Source organism: Ferrovibrio terrae, assembly GCF_943372915.1.
Lineage (GTDB): Bacteria > Pseudomonadota > Alphaproteobacteria > Ferrovibrionales > Ferrovibrionaceae > Ferrovibrio > Ferrovibrio terrae_A.
This window is the reverse complement of record NZ_CALSAN010000019.1, coordinates 12657-30403: the sequence shown is the minus strand read 5'-3', so window position 1 is coordinate 30403 and position 17747 is coordinate 12657. Positions and strand designations below refer to the sequence as shown.

The 17747-nt window shown below is 64.2% G+C and carries 19 protein-coding genes; 1 reads left to right on the top strand and 18 read right to left on the bottom strand.

The annotated features are described in order from the left end of the window. Positions 1-2 precede the first annotated feature (2 nt). The 8 genes from AAG821_RS14005 to AAG821_RS13970 form a co-directional block, all read right to left on the bottom strand. Positions 3-461 carry a tripartite tricarboxylate transporter TctB family protein gene (locus AAG821_RS14005; RefSeq protein ID WP_341914515.1) on the bottom strand — a complete coding sequence of 153 codons (459 nt, stop codon included), beginning with the start codon at positions 459-461 and terminating at the stop codon, positions 3-5. 127 nt (positions 462-588) lie between these two features. Next, positions 589-1563: a tripartite tricarboxylate transporter substrate binding protein BugD gene (locus AAG821_RS14000; protein ID WP_341916315.1), complete on the bottom strand. Its 975-nt coding sequence runs from the start codon at positions 1561-1563 to the stop codon at positions 589-591. Positions 1564-1724: 161 nt separating this feature from the next. Further along, positions 1725-2552: a division plane positioning ATPase MipZ gene (locus AAG821_RS13995; RefSeq protein WP_341915577.1), complete on the bottom strand. Its 828-nt coding sequence runs from the start codon at positions 2550-2552 to the stop codon at positions 1725-1727. Between the two features lie 37 nt (positions 2553-2589). Then, entirely contained in the window at positions 2590-3009 is a 420-nt protein-coding gene (locus AAG821_RS13990) for a DUF1489 domain-containing protein (protein WP_341915578.1), read from the bottom strand. Position 3010: 1 nt separating this feature from the next. Continuing rightward, positions 3011-3916, bottom strand: a complete 906-nt coding sequence (locus AAG821_RS13985) for a hydroxymethylglutaryl-CoA lyase (protein WP_341915580.1) — start codon at positions 3914-3916, stop codon at positions 3011-3013. 1 nt (position 3917) lies between these two features. Further along, a complete protein-coding gene (locus AAG821_RS13980; protein WP_341915581.1) occupies positions 3918-5936 on the bottom strand; it encodes an acetyl/propionyl/methylcrotonyl-CoA carboxylase subunit alpha in 2019 nt (672 codons plus the stop codon). A gap of 16 nt (positions 5937-5952) precedes the next feature. Then, positions 5953-6747: an enoyl-CoA hydratase/isomerase family protein gene (locus AAG821_RS13975; RefSeq protein ID WP_341915582.1), complete on the bottom strand. Its 795-nt coding sequence runs from the start codon at positions 6745-6747 to the stop codon at positions 5953-5955. A gap of 4 nt (positions 6748-6751) precedes the next feature. Further along, on the bottom strand, positions 6752-8359 hold the full coding sequence (locus AAG821_RS13970; protein WP_341915584.1) for a carboxyl transferase domain-containing protein: 1608 nt from the start codon (positions 8357-8359) through the stop codon (positions 6752-6754). Positions 8360-8521: 162 nt separating this feature from the next. Between AAG821_RS13970 and AAG821_RS13965 the strand changes: the two genes are divergently transcribed. After that, complete coding sequence (locus AAG821_RS13965; protein ID WP_341915585.1) at positions 8522-9307, top strand: SDR family NAD(P)-dependent oxidoreductase; 786 nt, start codon at positions 8522-8524, stop codon at positions 9305-9307. Here the strand turns inward: AAG821_RS13965 and AAG821_RS13960 are convergent. The 10 genes from AAG821_RS13960 to AAG821_RS13915 all read right to left on the bottom strand — a co-directional run bounded on the left by AAG821_RS13960 (position 9292) and on the right by AAG821_RS13915 (position 17659). After that, positions 9292-10245: a DMT family transporter gene (locus AAG821_RS13960; RefSeq protein ID WP_341915587.1), complete on the bottom strand. Its 954-nt coding sequence runs from the start codon at positions 10243-10245 to the stop codon at positions 9292-9294. The two genes, AAG821_RS13965 and AAG821_RS13960, sit on opposite strands and share 16 nt — an antisense overlap. A 9-nt stretch (positions 10246-10254) precedes the next feature. Further along, positions 10255-10860, bottom strand: coding sequence for a 2-hydroxychromene-2-carboxylate isomerase (locus AAG821_RS13955; RefSeq protein WP_341915588.1), 606 nt, complete (start codon positions 10858-10860; stop codon positions 10255-10257). A gap of 32 nt (positions 10861-10892) precedes the next feature. Beyond that, complete coding sequence (locus tag AAG821_RS13950) at positions 10893-11498, bottom strand: 2-hydroxychromene-2-carboxylate isomerase (protein ID WP_341915590.1); 606 nt, start codon at positions 11496-11498, stop codon at positions 10893-10895. A gap of 28 nt (positions 11499-11526) precedes the next feature. Next, positions 11527-13308, bottom strand: a complete 1782-nt coding sequence (locus AAG821_RS13945; protein WP_341915591.1) for a potassium/proton antiporter — start codon at positions 13306-13308, stop codon at positions 11527-11529. 24 nt (positions 13309-13332) lie between these two features. After that, positions 13333-14478 (bottom strand): acyl-CoA dehydrogenase family protein, encoded by a 1146-nt coding sequence (locus AAG821_RS13940; protein ID WP_341915592.1) that lies wholly within the window; start codon positions 14476-14478, stop codon positions 13333-13335. 14 nt (positions 14479-14492) lie between these two features. Next, positions 14493-14879, bottom strand: a complete 387-nt coding sequence (locus AAG821_RS13935) for a RidA family protein (protein WP_341915594.1) — start codon at positions 14877-14879, stop codon at positions 14493-14495. Positions 14880-14882: 3 nt separating this feature from the next. Continuing rightward, a complete protein-coding gene (locus tag AAG821_RS13930; RefSeq protein WP_341915595.1) occupies positions 14883-15503 on the bottom strand; it encodes a hypothetical protein in 621 nt (206 codons plus the stop codon). Next, positions 15500-16672, bottom strand: coding sequence for an isovaleryl-CoA dehydrogenase (locus AAG821_RS13925; RefSeq protein WP_341915596.1), 1173 nt, complete (start codon positions 16670-16672; stop codon positions 15500-15502). Before AAG821_RS13925 ends, AAG821_RS13930 begins: the two co-directional genes overlap by 4 nt. Before the next feature lie 61 nt (positions 16673-16733). Then, complete coding sequence (locus AAG821_RS13920) at positions 16734-17210, bottom strand: PaaI family thioesterase (protein ID WP_341915598.1); 477 nt, start codon at positions 17208-17210, stop codon at positions 16734-16736. After that, positions 17207-17659: a thioesterase family protein gene (locus AAG821_RS13915; RefSeq protein ID WP_341915599.1), complete on the bottom strand. Its 453-nt coding sequence runs from the start codon at positions 17657-17659 to the stop codon at positions 17207-17209. Before AAG821_RS13915 ends, AAG821_RS13920 begins: the two co-directional genes overlap by 4 nt. Positions 17660-17747 lie beyond the last annotated feature (88 nt).

Sequence of the window (17747 nt, the reverse complement as noted above, 5' to 3'; positions counted from 1 at the left end):
CCTCAACCGCCGAGCCACGGCCCGCGCACCGGCATCGGTAGGCCAAGCGCGTAGACGAACACGACAACACAGAAAATCGCCATGCCGATGGCCAGCACCAGCGTGGGCTTCCAGTTGAAGCGCTGGCTGGCGATGGCGCTGACGGCAACCATCAAGGCAACCGCGATCGGCACGCCCGCGGTGCGCACCAGAAAACCAAAGATCAGGGTAGAGAGCGTGACCAGGACAAGACCCTTGAGGGTGAAGCCCTTCGGCGGGTCTTCGGTCATCGCCACGCCGCGCACGCCAATCAGGATGCCGATGGCGATCAGGATGCCCGACAGCACGATCGGGAAGAAAGCCGGCCCCATGCGACGGGCCGTACCAAAACCGTAATCGCGGGCCAACCAGATGAAACCGATGCCGAACAAGATGAACAGCAAGCCGGCAAAGAAATCTTTCGGGTTGCGTATAAAGGACATTGTTCCCCCTGCGCCGTGTCTCCGGCTGCCCCAAGGTCACCCTGACCACGGGGCAGTCTTTGTACAAGGGGCGCCCGACCTGCAAAAGGCCGGACGCCCCAACTTTTACGCCAAAGATATGCCGCGTTTAGTCGGCGTATTCACCGGCTGCTTTGATGACCGGCGCCCACTTGGCGATCTCGGCTTTCAAATGCGCACCCAGCGCATCCGGCGTGGCGCGGTTCTGCGCGACAGGCTCGGTGCCCAGCTCGGCAAAGCGCTTCACCACATTCTCGTCCTTCAGGGCGACCTTCAGGGCTTCCGACAGCTTGTCGATCACCGGCTTCGGGGTGCCCTTCGGTGCGTACACGCCATGCCAGATCGAGACCTCGAAGCCCTTGATGCCGGCTTCGTCCATGGTCGGCAGGTTGGGCAGCGACGGCACGCGGGTCTTGGTGGTCACCGCATAGGCCTTGATCTTCTCGCCCTTGATCTGACCGGTGGTGTTGGTGGTCTGGTCGCACATCAGGTCGATCTGGCCGCCCAGCAGGTCATTCATCGCCGGGCCGGTGCCCTTGTAGGCAACCGTGGTCATCTGGGTCTTGAGCGCGCTCATGAACATCAGGCCGCACAGATGCGAGGCCGCGCCGATGCCGGCATTGCCATAGGACACCTTGTCCTTGTTCTGCTGCACATAGGCGATCAGTTCCTTGAAGTCCTTCGGCGGCAGATCCTTCTTCGCCACCATCGTCATCGGCACGTCGGTCACCAGACCGACCGGGGCGAAGTCGTTGATGGTGTCGTAGGGCAGCTTGCGGTACAGCGTGGCGCTGGTGGCATGGCCGATATGATGCAGCAGGACGGTGTAGCCATCCGGCGCGGCGCGCGCCACGCGGCCGGCGCCCAGCGTACCGCCGGCGCCACCAACGTTTTCAACGATGACCTGCTGCTTCAGTGTGGTGCTCATCGCCTGGCCGACCAGGCGGGCGACCGTGTCGGTCGGGCCGCCAGCGGCAAACGGCACCACGATGGTGACGGTCTTGTTCGGGAAATCCTGTGCCTGGGCGGCAGCGCCCGTCAGGATAAGGGTGGCACCGGCCAGCAGCGATAGCGTGGTCTTCATGATTTCTCCCCGTGAGAACAGCGTTCGGAATAAGCCCCCGAATTGACGCTGTATAAAGCACAGATCAGGGGCTTCCTCCAAGGGAAAGCAGGGTGTTTTCGACATCTTGTGAAATCGAAATTTCCCTTTGTGCGCTGCAGCATGCCGCCGTTTAAGGCAGATCAGTCTTCCGTAATCAGATTGAGTCCGAGCAGCAGCGCGCGCACCTCCTGCCGTGCCGCCGCCTGGGCCATGTTCAATCCCGCCACACCGCCTGACAGGCTGGTGCGGTCCAAGTCCATCAGCGTCAGGCCGGAGAGGAAAAGTTCGCGGAAAATCACGCGTTCCGACAGGCCCGGGAGAAACCGGAAGCCGATGCGCTTTTCCAGCGCTTCCAGCACATGGCCAACATTGCGCTTGTTGCGCGCATCCAGGTGCGACAGGCGGTTGCGGATCACCACCCAGTCGACACTCTGGCGATCGCGCGCCAGCCGTTGCTTGCGCTGCTCCCAAACCATCACGGCATATCGGCTCGGCCTGATCACCTTCAGCGTGTCGGGGTCGACGCTGGCCAGCAAATCCACATCAATGAAGCTGTCATTTACCGGCGTCACCAGCAGATCGGCATGGGAATGGCCGACCCGGGCCAGATTGGTGTCGCTGCCGGGACAGTCGACCAGGATGAAATCATGGGCGGCCGAAAGTTCGGCCACGACAGACTCAAAGCGCGCCGCCTCCTCTGCGGCCGCCTCCGCCTTCAACGGCAGGTCGCTTTCGACGATCACGCGATGAACGGGCATAGCCAGCTTGAGCGCGTGTTTGTCGATGAAGGACTGGCGGTTTTCCAAGTAGCGCGTCAGCGTGCGCTGCTTGCCGTCCAGGTCGACGGCGGCAACCCGGCCGCCCTCGGTCAGCAGGGCAATCAGGATATGCATGGCCGTGGTCGACTTGCCCGAGCCGCCCTTCTCGTTGCCGACGACAATGATGCGCGGCCGGGGCTGCACGGTCATCCCGAATCACCTGATGGAGGAAACAGACTGCTAGGTATTACAGCAGACCGAGGTCGCGCAACTCGGCCAGCAGCTTCGGCGGCAGCTCAGCGGCACCCTTGCCGGCATCGGCGACATCGGGCGGCGCGTCTTCGGCTTCGAGATAGCGCCAGCCCTGATGCGGCCGGCGCGGCAGCGGCAGCACCGGGATCAGCTGGGTCTTCATCACGATGCCGCAATGGGGACCCTTGTTTTCCAGCACGGCCTCTTCCAGCCGCACGATGGGGCAGCGTACGGCAATCGCGCCCTTGACGATCCAGTAGAGCGAACCGCCATCCAGCACTTCTTCAGCCCGCTTGGGCATATGGCGGGTGTAATGCGTAAACGTCTTGCCGGCCTTGCGACGCACCTTCATGCGTTCGCGGAAATGCTCCAGGCTTTCGATACCGACGGCGATCTTGAGCAGATGAACCGGCATCTCACAGGCACTTGGATTTGAGCGCGCGCGCCACACTGGACGCGGGCGGACGGCCAAGGCGGTCGGAAATCCACCAGGCGGTCTGCACCAGCTTCTTCAGGTCGACGCCAGTTTCGATGCCCATGCCGTCCAGCATGTAGACCAGATCTTCGGTGGCGACATTGCCGGTCGCACCCGGCGCATAGGGGCAGCCGCCAAGGCCGGCGACGGAGGCATCATGCCGCGCGATGCCGCATTCCAGTGCTGCCAGCGTATTGGCCAGCGCCTGGCCGTAGGTGTCGTGGAAATGACCGCCGAGTTTCTCCACCGGCACCAGTCTGGCGCAGGCCTCGATCATCGCCTTCACCTTGCCAGGGGTGCCGACGCCGATGGTGTCGCCGAGCCCGATATCGTCGCAGCCGAGGTCGTACAGCTGCCTGGTCACCTTGGCGGTCTGCGCCGGTGCGATCTCACCTTCAAACGGGCAGCCGACCACGACCGAGACAAAACCACGCACCTTCACGCCATCGCGCTTGGCGGCTTCCACCACCGGACGGAAGCGCTCGATGCTCTCGTCGATGCTGCAGTTGATGTTCTTTTTCGAAAAGCTTTCGCTGGCGGCGGCAAAAATCCCGATCGCTTCGGCACCGGCGGCACGTGCACCTTCATAGCCCTTCATGTTGGGCGTCAGCACCTGATAGACCACGCCGGACCGGCGCTTCATCTGCGCCATCACCGCTTCATGGTCGCCCATCTGCGGCACCCATTTCGGCGAGACAAAGCTGGTCGCCTCGATATGGGTCAGGCCGCACTCGGCCAGGCGGTCGATCAGTTCCACCTTCACTTCCGTGGGCACCACGCCGGGTTCATTCTGCAGGCCGTCACGCGGCCCGGCTTCCCACAGGGTGATTCTGGTCGGCAGGGCCATGTCAGTCCTCCGCCTCGATCTGCAGCAGCGCGGCGCCTTCGGGCACCTGATCACCGGCGCGGAAATTCACCTTGGCAACCACGCCTCTGGCCGGTGCGCTGATCGTATGCTCCATCTTCATGGCTTCCAGGATCATCAGCGCCTGGCCCTTCTCGACCTTGGCGCCCTCGTCCACCAGCACCTGCACGATCTTGCCGGGCATCGGTGCGGTCAACTGGCCGCTGCCAGCCTCGTCCAGGTCGCCAGCCGCACGCGGATCGACAATGCTCAGGCGATGGGTCTCGCCCGGCAGCAGCACGATCACATCGTCGTCCTGCCGCACGATGCCGGCGCGCAGGCGGCGACCATCGATCACCGCATCCAGGCTGCCATCACCATCCAGGCTGCCCTGTGCGGTCACATGACCTTCGGGCCCATGCACGCGCAGCGCACCATCGGCGAGGTAGTCGATGCGGCAGAGGATGTCGCTGTCACGCTCCTTCATCACCAGTTCATCCCAGCCCTGGTCGTTCATGCGCCAGCCATCCACGGCCGACCATGGCGACCAAGGATCGCCGCTCTGCGCCGCCTGCCGCGTCACCGCCTCGCGGCGTTCCAGCGTCACGGCAAGGGCGGCCAGCGCCAGCACCACCGTCGAGGCGGGTGCCGGCGGCGGCAGCAGATCGGCACGGAAGCGTTCGATGAAACCGGTATCGAGATCACCATCGACAAAAGCCTTGTGGCCCACCAGCGCCATCAGGAAAGCGGTATTGGTGGCGACCCCGGCAATCTGGTATTCCGCCAGCGCCTGCCGCAGGCGGCGCAGGGCCGAGCGGCGGTCGGTATCCCAGACGATCAGCTTGGCGATCATCGGATCATAGTAAGGCGTAACAGAGTCACCCTCGCGCACGCCGGTATCGACGCGCACATGGGCATTCTCCACCGGCGCGCGCAGGCGATGCAGCCGGCCCACCGAAGGCAGGAAGTTCTTCTGCGGATCTTCGGCATAGATGCGGGCTTCCACCGCATGGCCGTCGATCGACAGTTGATCCTGTGCCAGCGGCAGCTTGCCGCCGGCGGCGACATCCAACTGCCAGGCGACGAGATCCTGGCCGGTGATCATCTCGGTCACCGGATGCTCGACCTGCAGGCGGGTGTTCATTTCCATGAAATAGAAACGATCCGGCCGAAGTCCATCCGACACATCGGCGATGAACTCCACCGTGCCGGCACCGACATAGCCAATCGCCTTGGCAGCGGCCACCGCTGCATCGCCCATCGCCTTGCGCATCTCGGGCGGCATGCCCGGCGCCGGTGCCTCTTCCAGCACCTTCTGATGGCGGCGCTGCACCGAACAGTCGCGCTCGAACAGATGCACGGCATTGCCATGGCTGTCGGCAAAGACCTGGATCTCGATATGACGCGGCTTGACCAGATACTTTTCCAGCAGAACCTTGTCGTCGCCAAAGGCATTGGCGCCTTCGCGCTGCGCACCGGCCAGTGCTGCGGCAAATTCCTTCGCACTGTCCACGCGGCGCATGCCCTTGCCGCCACCGCCGGCCACCGCCTTGATCAGCACCGGATAGCCGATACGCTCGGCTTCCCTGGCCAGCAGGTCGGGCGACTGGTCGTCGCCGTGATAGCCCGGCACCACCGGCACCCTGGCTTTTTCCATCAGCGCCTTGGCAGCGCCCTTCAGGCCCATCGCCTCGATGGCCTTGGGCGGCGGACCGATGAACACCAGCCCGGCCTCGGCGCAGGCCCTAGCGAAAGCGGCATTCTCCGACAGGAAACCATAGCCCGGATGGATCGCCTGCGCGCCGGTCAGCTTGGCGGCATTAATGATGCGGTCGGGCAGCAGGTAGCTTTCGCGCACCGGCGCGGCACCGATATGCACGGCCTCATCCGCCATGGCGACATGGCGCGCATGGGCATCGGCATCGGAATAGACTGCCACGGTGGCAACGCCCATGCGCTTGGCCGTGCGGATGACCCGGCAGGCGATCTCGCCACGATTGGCAATCAGGATCTTGCGGAACACGATACGGCCGCCCTTCTTATGACTGCGCCCAATTGGGCTTGCGCTTGTCGAAGAAGGCCGCCAGCCCTTCCTGGCCTTCCGCGCTGGCGCGACGGTCGGCGATATTCTGCGCGGTGAACTGCATCAGCTCTTCATCGACACTGCGGCCGGCGACACGGCCGACCAGGATCTTGCTGTCGCGGATCGCACCCGGCGCGCCCTGCAGCAGCATGCCGATCAGCTCGACGCCACGGGTTTCCAGCGCGCCCTCGTCGGCCACCACCTCGTGGATCAGGCCGATGCGGCAGGCATCCTCGGCACCGAAGCGCTCTGCGGTGAGGAAATAGCGTCGCGCCTGACGCGGGCCGATGGCGGCCACCACATAGGGCGAGATGGTTGCTGGCGTCAGGCCAAGGCGCACTTCGGTCAGCGCGAACTGCGCCGCGCTGGTGGCCACCACCATATCGGCAGCCGAAGCCAGCCCGGTGCCGCCGGCCATGCAGTTGCCGTGCACCAGGGCAAGCGTCGCCTGCGGCAGGTCATTCAGCTTTTTCAGCATGCGCGCCATGTTCATGGTGCTGGCGCGGTTCTGCTCCGGCGTCGCCTGGCCGGACTTGCGCATCCAGTCGAGATCGCCGCCGGCGGAAAAGCTCTTGCCCGCCCCTTTCAGCACGACGACGCGCACATCCTTGCGCGCGGCGAGATCGTCCCAGATTTTCGTCAGGCCGAGAATCACATCGTCGTTGAAAGCGTTATGCACCTGCGGCCGGTTCAGCGTCACGGTGGCGACGCCGCGGCCGTCGATATCGAGCAGGATGATCTGGTCACTCATGGCATTACATCCGGAACACGCCGAACTTGGTCGGCTCGATGGGGGCGTTATGGGCGGTGCTGAGGCCGAGCGCCAGCACGGTACGGGTATCAACCGGGTCGATGATGCCATCGTCCCACAGGCGCGCCGAGGCATAGTAAGGATGCCCCTGGCGGTCGTATTGGGCGCGGATCGGATTCTTGAAGGCCTCTTCCTCCTCCTTCGACCAGCTGCCGCCGCCGGCCTCGATGCCGTCGCGCTTCACCGTAGCCAGCACGCTGGCGGCCTGCTCGCCGCCCATCACCGAGATGCGGGCATTGGGCCACATGAACAGCAGGCGCGGGCTGTAGGCCCGGCCGCACATGCCATAATTGCCGGCGCCATAGGAGCCGCCGATGATGACGGTGAATTTCGGCACCCGCGCGGTCGACACCGCCGTCACCAGCTTGGCGCCGTCTTTCGCGATGCCGCCGGACTCGTATTTCTTGCCGACCATGAAGCCGGTGATGTTCTGCAGGAAGACCAGCGGGATATTGCGCTGGCAGCACAGCTCGATGAAATGCGCGCCCTTCAGCGAGCTTTCCGAGAACAGGATGCCATTGTTGGCGATGATGCCGACCGGATAGCCATGGATGCGGGCGAAACCGCAGACCAGCGTGCTGCCATACAGCTTCTTGAATTCGTCCAGCTCGGAATCATCGACGATGCGGGCAATGATCTCGCGCACGTCAAAGGGAATGCGCCCGTCCTTCGGGATCACGCCATAGAGTTCAGCCGGATCGAAGCGCGGCGGCAGCGGTGCCCGCACATCGCCCGATACCTGCTTCACCGTGTTCAGATTGCCCACGATCCGCCGGGCGATGCCCAGCGCATGGGCATCGTTCATCGCATAATGGTCGCTGACGCCCGAGGTGCGCGCATGCACATCCGCGCCGCCGAGGTCCTCAGCCGAGACCACTTCGCCGGTGGCCGCCTTCACCAGCGGCGGGCCCGCCAGAAAGATGGTGCCCTGGTTGCGCACGATGATCGACTCGTCCGACATCGCCGGCACATAGGCGCCGCCCGCAGTGCAGGAGCCCATCACGACGGCGATCTGCGGGATGCCGGCGGCCGACATATTCGCCTGATTGTAAAAGATTCGGCCGAAATGCTCGCGGTCGGGGAAAACCTCGTCCCAGGTCGGCAGGTTGGCGCCGCCGGAATCGACCAGATACAGGCAGGGCAGCCGGTTCTGCAGCGCGATCTCCTGCGCCCGCAGATGCTTCTTCACCGTCATCGGGAAATAGGTGCCGCCCTTCACGGTGGCATCGTTGCAGACGATGACGCATTCGCGCCCCATCACCCGGCCGATGCCGGTGATCACCCCTGCCGCAGCGATATCACCGCCATACATGTCGTAAGCCGCGAACTGGCTCAGCTCCAGGAAGGGCGAGCCGGGATCGAGCAGCGTGCGCACGCGGTCGCGCGGCAGCAGCTTGCCGCGTGAAAGATGCTTCTCGCGCGCCTTGTCGCCACCGCCCTGCTTGATCTGCTTGACCCTGGCTTTCAGGTCATCGACCAGGCTTTGCATCTGGGCGGCATTGTCGCGGAAGGCGGCCGAACGGGTATCGAGTTGGCTGGTGAGCGCGCTCATGGCAAGGCGTCTGCTTCTCGTTCTCGGGCTGTGATTGCAAACGACCATGCCAGCGCCTCCGGAAGCCTGCAAGGGGTGCCGCGGGAAAAGGGTGCGGCGCAAACCACAACCTGTTAATTTCGCCTATCTATCGGCTGCATCGACAAAAACTATGGAGGGAACATGGCCGGCAAAGGCTTCGATCTGAAAGGCAAGGTTGCGCTGGTGACCGGCGGCAATGGCGGTATCGGTTTAGGGATGGCCGAGGGGCTGGCACAGGCCGGCTGCGACCTGGTGATCTGGGGCGGCAACCCGGACAAGAATGCCGCTGCCGAGGCGAAACTGAAGGCCCATGGCCATCGCGTGCTGGTGCAGAAGGTGGATGTCTCCGACGAAGCCCAGGTCGAGGCCGGCTTCGCTGCCGCGCTGAAAACCATGGGGCGTATCGACGGCTGCTTCGCCAATGCCGGTGTCAGCCAGAAGCGCGCCGCCTTCCACGAACTGAGTACGGCGGAATGGCGCCGGGTGCTGTCGGTCAACCTGGACGGCGCCTTCTTCACGCTGCGTGCTGCCGCCCGCCACATGGTCGAGCGCAGCAAGGCCGGCGACACCGCTGGCGGCCGCCTGATCGGCATGGCAAGCACGGCCGGCGTGCATGGTGCAGCGCGCGCCGAATCCTACGCCGCCAGCAAGGGCGCGATGCTGTCGATGATCCGAGCGCTGGCCGTGGAAATGGCACGCTATGGCGTGACCGCCAATTCCATCCTGCCGGGCTGGATCGAGACCGAGATGACGGCGGCCGGCGTCGCCGATCCGAAATTCAGCGGCAATGTGCTGCCGCGCATTCCGGTGCGGCGCTGGGGCCAGGGTTCGGATTTCGCCGGCATCGCCACCTACCTGATGAGCGATACCAGCAGCTACCACACCGGCGACAGCTTCGTGATCGACGGCGCCTATACCATCTTCTGACGGGCGCGGGCGGCCTGCACGCCCAGCCACTGCATGCGGATGACGCCGGCGAGGATCAGGATCCCGCCGGCGATCTGCTGCAGGGTGATGGTGCTGCCAAAGAACAGCGCCGCAACGGCCACCGAGAAGACCGGCGCCAGGCTGGTGTAAAGCGTCGCCACCGGCACGCCGACATGGCTGACGCCGTAATTCCAGAACAGGATCGCCAGCCCCGCCCCGCCGATGCCGACCCAGGCCAGCATCCACAGGGCCGCGCTGGACGGCATCTCGGTCGGCAGACGTGCCGGCGTGATCGCCGCCAGCACGATGAACAGACCGCATATCAGAAGGCCACCGGCCAGAGAGGTCAGGCAGGTGATACGCATGTTGCTCCAGCCCAGCGGCGCGAGCCAGGCCTGCACCTTCAGTGAATAGAAACTCCAGCTTGCCATGGCGCCGACCAGCATCGCCTCGCCCAGATAGCTGAACTCGCCGGGGCCGCCGGCCTTGGGACGCACGGCATCCAGCGCCACCAATGCCGCGCCGATGGCAGCACTGATCGCCGCCGGCCAGAAGCCGCGCGCCAGCGGCATCCGCAGCATCAGCTTGGTCATCACCGCCGCCACCAGCGGACCGCAGCTCATGGCAATCGCCGCCCGCACCGGGTCAGACAGCATGATGCCGACGGTGTAGAAGATCGAGAAACAGGCCATGACGGCGCCCAGCTTCGCCACCACCAGCCAGGGTACTGGCGTGCGGAACGGCGATGCCCGGTCGAAGACCAGCGCCATGCCGATCAGCAGCGGCGCCGGAATCAGGTAGCGGATCGCCGACATGAAGAACGGGTCGATATGCCTGGTCGCCAGCACATGCGTCATCGGGATCATCGCGCCCCACAGCAAGGCTGTGGCGATGAGGCCGGTGACGGCGAGCGCGCCGCCGGCAGGCTTTTCGGTCATGGTCAGGGCTTACTTCTTGTGCGCCAGGGTCAGCCAGCGATCGATATGGTCGATGCGGTCCGAGCCCCAGAACATCTCATCATCGACGATAAAGGTCGGTGTGCCGAAAGCCTTGAGTTCAATCGCCTCGGCGGTGGCATCCAGCACCGCCTGGCGGGCATTGGCGTCTTCGGCCGCCTTGGCGATCTCGGCTTCGGGCACACCGGCCACATGCACCACGGTCTTCAGATGCTCGGGCTTGGCGATATCCTTGCCCTCGCCCCAGTATTGCTTGAACGCCGCCTTGGCAAAGGCCACCGCCTTGGTCGGATTCTGCTCCTTCAGCCGGTAGAACAGCAGGCGCGGCAGCTTGGCATCGGTGGGGAACGGGTTGGGCGTGGTGACGATGGGTAGCCCGGCGAGTTTGGCCGAGCGCGTCCAGTCATGCTCCATGTAATCCATCTTCACCTTGGGAAACGGCGTGCGATCCGGGATCGCCTTCCACAGATGGCCGATCGAAACCGGCCGCCAGTCGACGCTGCGGTTATGCTTGCGCGCCACCGCCTCGATCAGGTTGGCGCCGATATAGGCGTAGGGCGAGGTGAAATCCCAGTAGAAGATGATCTGCTTGGCCATGGCGAGGTTTCCTCGATTTTCTTTGTTATGGGTTACCAGCCGCCACGCGACAGCCAGCGGTCGATCTGGTCGAGACGGTCGGCGCCCCAGAAAGGTTCGCCGTCGACAAAGGTATAGGGCGAACCGAACACGCCGCGATGCTGGATCGCATCTTCGGTCACCTCGCGCAACTTCGCCTTGATCTCCGGGCTTTCGATACCGGCGAGAAAGGCCTTGCGGTCGATGCCCAGGTCCGCCGCGATATCGGCCAGCACATCAGGCGACGAGATATCGCGGCCATCAATGAAATAGGCCTTATAGACCGCCTTGGCAAACGGCACGGCCTGGTCGGGCGCCGTCTGCTTCAGCCAGTAGGTGCCACGGCAGGCGCCCTGGGTCGGCAGCGGAAAGGTGGCCGGCATATTGAAGGCAATGCCATGCTCGCGCGCGCTGCGCTTGAAATCATGGGTCGAGTATTTGCCCTTCATCGGATACTGCGTCAGCGGCTGGGTGCCTTCCGCCTTGAACACGGCGCCCAGCAGCATCGGGCGCCAGTCCACGCTGCGGCCATGCTTGGCGGCAACGGCATCGATGCGCTGGGCGGCGATGTAGCCATAGGGCGAAGAGAAATCGAAATAGAATTCCAGCGGCGCAGCCATCGCAGGCCTCCCTGTCGTTTTTTATCGTCTAGTCAAACCCGAAGGCGCGGCGGAAGCCACGCAGGATCGGATGCTCTTCCGGTTCCAGCTCGATGCCGACCGAGGTGATGCGGTCGTTGCGGATCTCGCGCACCACCAGCTCCACCGGTCCCCAGCGCAGGCGGTCGCCCACCACCGGGCGATGGCGCAGACGCCGGCGCACATAGCTACCCACAGGGTCATTGCGGTCCTTGTCATCGACCGGCAGGCCATAGAGCAGCGCCACTTCGCCCAGCAGCGTATCGCCCGACAGCACGAATTCGCCGAACACCTCCTCGCCGCGCTCGCGCCGTTTGCGCTGCTTCTTCGACTGCTCGCGGGCGGTGAACAGGCGGTCGAGCGAGAAGAACTGCTCGGCCGGCGCCAGCACCAGCAAGTAGTCACCCGGCTCCAGATGCTCCAGCCTGGCGCGGTCCATCACGGTGCCCTCGCGGATCACGGTGATGATACGGCAGCGTCGTGGCAGCGGGATTTCAGCAAAGCGATAGCCCAGCGCCGGCGCGTCGGCTTCCAGCCTGTAGCTCGCCACATCGCGATCCGAGGTGGAGCCGAGGTCGAGATCGGTGCGGCTGACCGCTTCGGGTTTCGGCGGCAGCTCCAGGCCGAAGAACCGCGCCACCGGGGCAATGGTCCAGCCCTGCAAAGTCAGCGAGGCCAGCACGCAGACGAAGGCCGCCGTCACGTAGAGTTCGGAATTGGGCAGGTTGGCCAGCACCGGAATGGTGGCGAGAAAGATCGGCACCGCACCACGCAGGCCGACCCAGGAGATGAAGCCGATCTCACGCATCGTGTAGCGGAACGGCAGCAGGCAGATCATCACCGCCAGCGGCCGCGCCAGCAGCATCAGCACAGCGGCGACAACCCCGCTGCCCACCGCATAGGGCGTCATCTCGTCCGGCGTCATCAGCAGGCCGAGCAGCAGGAACATGACGATCTGGCTGAGCCAGCTCAGACCGTCATAGAAGCGCAGGATCACCTGGGCGCCGCGATGGCGCCGGTTGCCCAGTACCAGGCCGGCGACATAGACCGCGACATAGCCCGATGCCTGCACGAAATGCGCGCCGGAAAAGATCAGCAGCGCTGCCGCCATGGCAACAATCGGATACAGGCCACCGGCAACCGATACGCGGTTGAACAGCGCCACCAGCAGGAAACCACCGATCAGACCGACCACCAGGCCGCCGGCCATCTGGGCGACGAAGTCGATGGCAAGCTTCAGCGTGTCGGGCGGCTGGCCATGACGCAACAGTTCCACCGTCATCATGGTGAGGAAGATCGCCATCGGATCGTTGATGCCGGATTCGACCTCCAGCGTACCGCTGACGCGCTTTTGCAGCGCCAGGCCCTTCATGTTGAGCAGGAAGAACACCGCTGCCGCGTCGGTCGAGCCGACAATGGCACCGACCAGGAAAGACTCCATCGGCTTCAGGCCCAGCGCATAATGCGCCGCCACGCCGACCAATACGGCGGTGCCAACCACGCCGATGGTGGCCAGCACGAAGGCCGGCGCCGCCACCAGCCGCACGGTGGCGAAATGGGTGCGCAGGCCACCATCGAACAGGATGATGCCCAGCGCCGCCGAGCCGACCGCATAGGTGAGCTGGTAGTCGCGGAAGACGATGCCGCCCGGCCCGCCCTCGCCGGCCAGCAGGCCAAGGCCGAGGAAGACCAGCAGGAAGGGCACACCAAACCGGCTCGAGGCCGATCCGGCGAAGATGCTCACCAGAACCAGGAGAGATGCGATAAAAAGGATCTCGTTCGCCTGGTTCAAATGACCTCTTTTCTGTTTGGCGGCCTAGCCGCCGGCTGCATTTCCGGCAATGGCCCGGCTGATCACCAGCCGCTGCACATCGCTCGTGCCTTCATAGATCTGACAGACCCGGACATCCCGGTAGATGCGTTCCACCGGGAAATCGGCCAAATAGCCGTAACCGCCGTGAATCTGGATGGCATCCGAGCATACCCGCTCGGCCATTTCCGAGGCAAACAGTTTGGCCATGCTGGCCTCTTTGAGGCAAGGCTGCCCGGCATCTTTCAACCGCGCAGCGTTCAACAACAGTTGATGCGCCGCCTCGATGCGGGTGGCCATATCGGCGAGCCGGAAGGCCACGGCCTGATGGTTGATGATGGCGGTGCCAAAGGCCTCGCGCTGGCCTGCATACAGCCGCGCAGCATCAAAGGCGGCCCGGGCCATGCCGGTGGCCTGCGCGGCGATGCCGATGCGGCCGGATTCCAGATTGGCGAGGGCAATGCGATAGCCCTCGCCCTCGGCCCCCAGCAGGGCATCTGCCGGCACCCGCACATCTTCCAGCACAATCTGGCAGGTATCGGAGCATTTCTGGCCCAGCTTGCGCTCGATGCTGGCAACGCGATAACCCGGGGTGTCGGTGGGCACCAGGAAACAGGAGATGCCGCGCTTGCCCTGGGCGGGGTCGCTGACCGCGAAGACCAGCGCCAGTTTGGCGATCGAGCCCGAGGTGATGAACTGCTTCACGCCGCTGATCAGCCATGAATCGCCGTCACGGCGGGCGCGGGTCTTCAGGGCCGACGCATCGGAACCGGCCTGCGGCTCGGTCAGGCAGAAGGCACCGATCCATTCCCCGCGCGCCAGCGGCTTCAGATAGCGTTCCTTCTGCTGCAACGTGCCATAGCGCAGCAGGGCAGCACAGACCGGCGAATTGTTGACGGACATGATGGTGCTGACCGCGCCGTCGCCGGCGGCGATCTCTTCCAGCGCCAGAACATAGGCGACGAAATCGGCCTCCGCCCCGCCCCACTGCTCTGGCACGCCCATGCCCATCAGGCCCAGATCGCCCATCTGCCGCAGCAGATCCAGCGGCGGCTGAGCGGTGGTGTCGCGCTCGGCCGCCCCCGGTGCCAGCTTTTCCTGGGCGAAGTCCCGCGCCATGTCGCGGATCATCTGCTGCTCGTCGGTCAGCATGCGGCGTCTCCGGTCTAGGCTTGCTTGCGGGCGGTGACTTCGATCTCCAGCTTCATCCTGGGATCGATCAACTGGCAGAGCAGTGCGGTGGCCGCCGGCAGCGCCGTGGCGAAATGCCGGCCGCAGATTGGCGCGATCTGCTCGAAGATGCTGGCATCGGTCAGGTAGTAATGCACCCGCACCACGTCATCCAGGCTGCTGCCGGCCTGGGCCAGCGCTGCCGCGATATTCTTGAAAATCTGCTCGCACTGCGTCACCGGATCATCGCTGATGGTCATGGTGGCGTAGTCGAATCCGGTGGTACCCGAGACATGAATCCAGTCGCCATCCACCACGGCGCGGGAATATCCCATGGTCTTTTCAAAGGTCGATCCCGATGAAATCCGGCGACGTGCAGTCATGAACTATTCCTTGCGCGAGGTGAGTTTGACGCCAGCGGCATAGGCCAATACCTGATCAGCGGTCAGCGGCTGGCCGGCCGTGGCGCAGTAGACGCCATCGAGCCGCAGGCTGCCTTCGGCGAGCGGTTCATCCTTGGCCGCCCTGGCCTGACTGCCGTTGCCTTGCGGCTGGGCATAGAAACCAAGCGCCACACATTGCCGCGTGCCGAGATTGAAACGACGGCTCAGCACCGGGCCATTCAGCGTCGCCACCTTCACATCTTTTGGCTCGCTCACCTGCGGTTTTGGCGCTTCCAGCCCCTTGAGCACGGCTGTGGCAAACTTGATCAGATCGACGGGGCCGCTCAGGTAATGATCGTCCTCGCTCAGGTCACGCAGCACCGCAATGGCAAAGCTGCCGCCCGGTTTCTGCGCCTTCCACAGATAGCGTTCCAGCCGGTAACCCAGCGGTGACGTGAAAGACTCCGCCATCTGCGGCGGTGCCGTCAGCCCCTCGGCCTGCCAGCGCACGCGCTGGTCAGCCGGGCGGATGGCTTCCCAGCGTGTATCCGTATCATGTGCCGCCGCCGGCAGGGCCGACAGCAGCAAAAGGCAGGTGGCAGCGAAGCGATACAGCAAACTCACTTGGTCTCCTCGAAGATTTCGCGGCCGATCAGCATGCGCCGGATTTCCGAGGTGCCGGCGCCGATCTCATACAGCTTGGCATCGCGCAGCAGGCGGCCGGTCGGATAGTCGTTGATATAGCCATTGCCGCCCAGAATCTGGATCGCATCCAGCGCCAGCTTGGTGGCCTTCTCGGCCGCGAACAGGATCGCACCGGCGGCATCCTTGCGCGTGGTCTGGCCACGGTCGCAGGCCTTGGCCACGGTGTAGACATAGGCGCGCGCCGCATTCATTTCGGTATACATGTCGGCCACCTTGCCCTGGATCAGCTGGAAGGTGCCGATCGACTGGCCGAACTGCTTGCGTTCATGGATATAAGGCAGCACCACATCCATCGCCGCCTGCATGATGCCCAGCGGACCGGCAGCCAGCACGGCGCGCTCATAATCCAGGCCGCTCATCAGCACGTTGACGCCCTTGCCCACCTGGTTGAGCACGTTTTCTTCCGGCACTTCGCAATCCTGGAACACCAGCTCGCCGGTATCGGAGCCGCGCATCCCCAGCTTGTCGAGCTTCTGCGCCGTCGAGAATCCCTTGAAGCCCTTTTCCACCAGGAAAGCCGTGATGCCGCGCGCGCCGGCGGCCGGGTCGGTCTTGGCATAGACCACCAGCACATCGGCGGTGGGGCCATTGGTGATCCACATCTTGTTGCCGTTGAGGATGTAGCGATCGCCCTTCTTTTCGGCGCGCAGCTTCATCGACACCACATCCGAGCCGGCATTGGGCTCGCTCATCGCCAGGGCGCCCAGATGCTGCCCGGAGATCAGCTTGGGCAGGTACTTCTGCTTCTGGGCTTCATTGCCGTTGCGGCGGATCTGGTTGACGCAGAGATTGGAATGCGCGCCATACGAAAGTCCCACCGCGGCCGAACCGCGACTGACCTCTTCGACGGCGATGCAATGCTCCAGATAGCCCAGCCCGCTGCCGCCGTATTCTTCTTCCACCGTGATGCCATGCAGGCCGAGATCGCCCAGCTTGGTCCACAGATCGCGCGGAAATTCGTTGGTCTTGTCGATGGCATCGGCGCGCGGCGCCAGTTCGTTGTCGACAAAGCCGCGCACGGACTGGCGCAGCATATCGGCGGTCTCGCCGAGCCCGAAATCGAGCGTCGGATAGCTGTTGGAGATCATGATTTTACCCTTCTCGGACGGCTCTTCTGAATCGGGTGGCGGCAGTGTAGCGGATCGGGCGTCAGGATGCAGCCGTGCGGGGTGCGTCAGGACGCCCCAGCATGCACATCAGCGTCGCCAGTCCCGTGGCGCAGTGCAGCATCTTTCCCGCTTTTTCGGCAAAGACATCGAAACCCACGATGGTGAGCGTCTTGCCATGGCGGGTCACCTGGGCGCGGGCCAGCAGGCGGTTGCCATCGGCCGGCGCCATCAGGTTCATCTTGTATTCCACCGTCAGCACGGTGGCATCGGCGGGGAACAGGCTGTAGGCGGCATAACCGGCGGCTGAATCGGCGATCATGCCGACGATGCCGCCATGCACGAAACCATGCTGCTGGGTCAGGTCATGCTTGCGCGGCATGCCGATTTCGCAAAAGCCCGGCTTCAGCGCCTCGATCGTGGCGCCGATCAGATGCATGGCCGGCTGGCGGTTGAAACTGTCGCGAACCCGCGCCTCAAAGTCTGGGTCGGCCGGTTTGAACTCCGGCAGCATGTTCATGCCGCCACCTCCTTGGGTGCGACGGGCTCAATGCCGAAGTTTTCACAAATGCGGGCGACAAAACTGGCCGGTAACGGCCGCGAGCGCCGCTGCACCGTATCGATGCACACGCCGGTCAGCCGGGCGGCCATGGCCTGCCGGTCATCACCGATGCGGATCAGGCGATGCCGGAACACGATCTTACGCTCGCCGATGCTTTCCACGGTGCTCTCCATTTTCACCATGTCGCCGCCGCGCAGCTCAGCCTGGTAATCCACCTCGGCCTTCACGGCGGCCACGCCGGCATTCTCGGCCATCATCTGCTCGCGCGGCCAGTCATGCATCGCGGCAACGGCGAAGGCCGCATCGCCGAGCCAGCCCATATAAAAACTGACATTCACATGGCCCAGATGATCGCATTGCCAGGCCTGGGTCATCAGCCGCAGGGTTTCGACATAGCGCTCCGCCATGGCGCCCTCCTCTTTTCAGCGGTTTCCTCTGCCTGCGGTGATAGCCCGGATTATTGAATAGAGAAAATCAATTGTCTTTATGTTCGAG

What these genes read in the sequence shown, in the direction of transcription:
- AAG821_RS13925 (WP_341915596.1), bottom strand. Translation starts at nt 16,672, where the DNA reads ATGATCTCCAACAGCTATCCGACGCTCGATTTCGGGCTCGGCGAGACC.
- AAG821_RS13965 (WP_341915585.1), top strand. Translation starts at nt 8,522, where the DNA reads ATGGCCGGCAAAGGCTTCGATCTGAAAGGCAAGGTTGCGCTGGTGACC.
- AAG821_RS13955 (WP_341915588.1), bottom strand. Translation starts at nt 10,860, where the DNA reads ATGGCCAAGCAGATCATCTTCTACTGGGATTTCACCTCGCCCTACGCC.
- AAG821_RS13970 (WP_341915584.1), bottom strand. Translation starts at nt 8,359, where the DNA reads ATGAGCGCGCTCACCAGCCAACTCGATACCCGTTCGGCCGCCTTCCGC.
- AAG821_RS13950 (WP_341915590.1), bottom strand. Translation starts at nt 11,498, where the DNA reads ATGGCTGCGCCGCTGGAATTCTATTTCGATTTCTCTTCGCCCTATGGC.
- AAG821_RS13985 (WP_341915580.1), bottom strand. Translation starts at nt 3,916, where the DNA reads ATGGCCCTGCCGACCAGAATCACCCTGTGGGAAGCCGGGCCGCGTGAC.
- AAG821_RS13915 (WP_341915599.1), bottom strand. Translation starts at nt 17,659, where the DNA reads ATGGCGGAGCGCTATGTCGAAACCCTGCGGCTGATGACCCAGGCCTGG.
- AAG821_RS13975 (WP_341915582.1), bottom strand. Translation starts at nt 6,747, where the DNA reads ATGAGTGACCAGATCATCCTGCTCGATATCGACGGCCGCGGCGTCGCC.
- AAG821_RS13990 (WP_341915578.1), bottom strand. Translation starts at nt 3,009, where the DNA reads ATGCCGGTTCATCTGCTCAAGATCGCCGTCGGTATCGAAAGCCTGGAG.
- AAG821_RS13935 (WP_341915594.1), bottom strand. Translation starts at nt 14,879, where the DNA reads ATGACTGCACGTCGCCGGATTTCATCGGGATCGACCTTTGAAAAGACC.
- AAG821_RS13960 (WP_341915587.1), bottom strand. Translation starts at nt 10,245, where the DNA reads ATGACCGAAAAGCCTGCCGGCGGCGCGCTCGCCGTCACCGGCCTCATC.
- AAG821_RS14000 (WP_341916315.1), bottom strand. Translation starts at nt 1,563, where the DNA reads ATGAAGACCACGCTATCGCTGCTGGCCGGTGCCACCCTTATCCTGACG.
- AAG821_RS14005 (WP_341914515.1), bottom strand. Translation starts at nt 461, where the DNA reads ATGTCCTTTATACGCAACCCGAAAGATTTCTTTGCCGGCTTGCTGTTC.
- AAG821_RS13995 (WP_341915577.1), bottom strand. Translation starts at nt 2,552, where the DNA reads ATGACCGTGCAGCCCCGGCCGCGCATCATTGTCGTCGGCAACGAGAAG.
- AAG821_RS13940 (WP_341915592.1), bottom strand. Translation starts at nt 14,478, where the DNA reads ATGCTGACCGACGAGCAGCAGATGATCCGCGACATGGCGCGGGACTTC.
- AAG821_RS13920 (WP_341915598.1), bottom strand. Translation starts at nt 17,210, where the DNA reads ATGAACATGCTGCCGGAGTTCAAACCGGCCGACCCAGACTTTGAGGCG.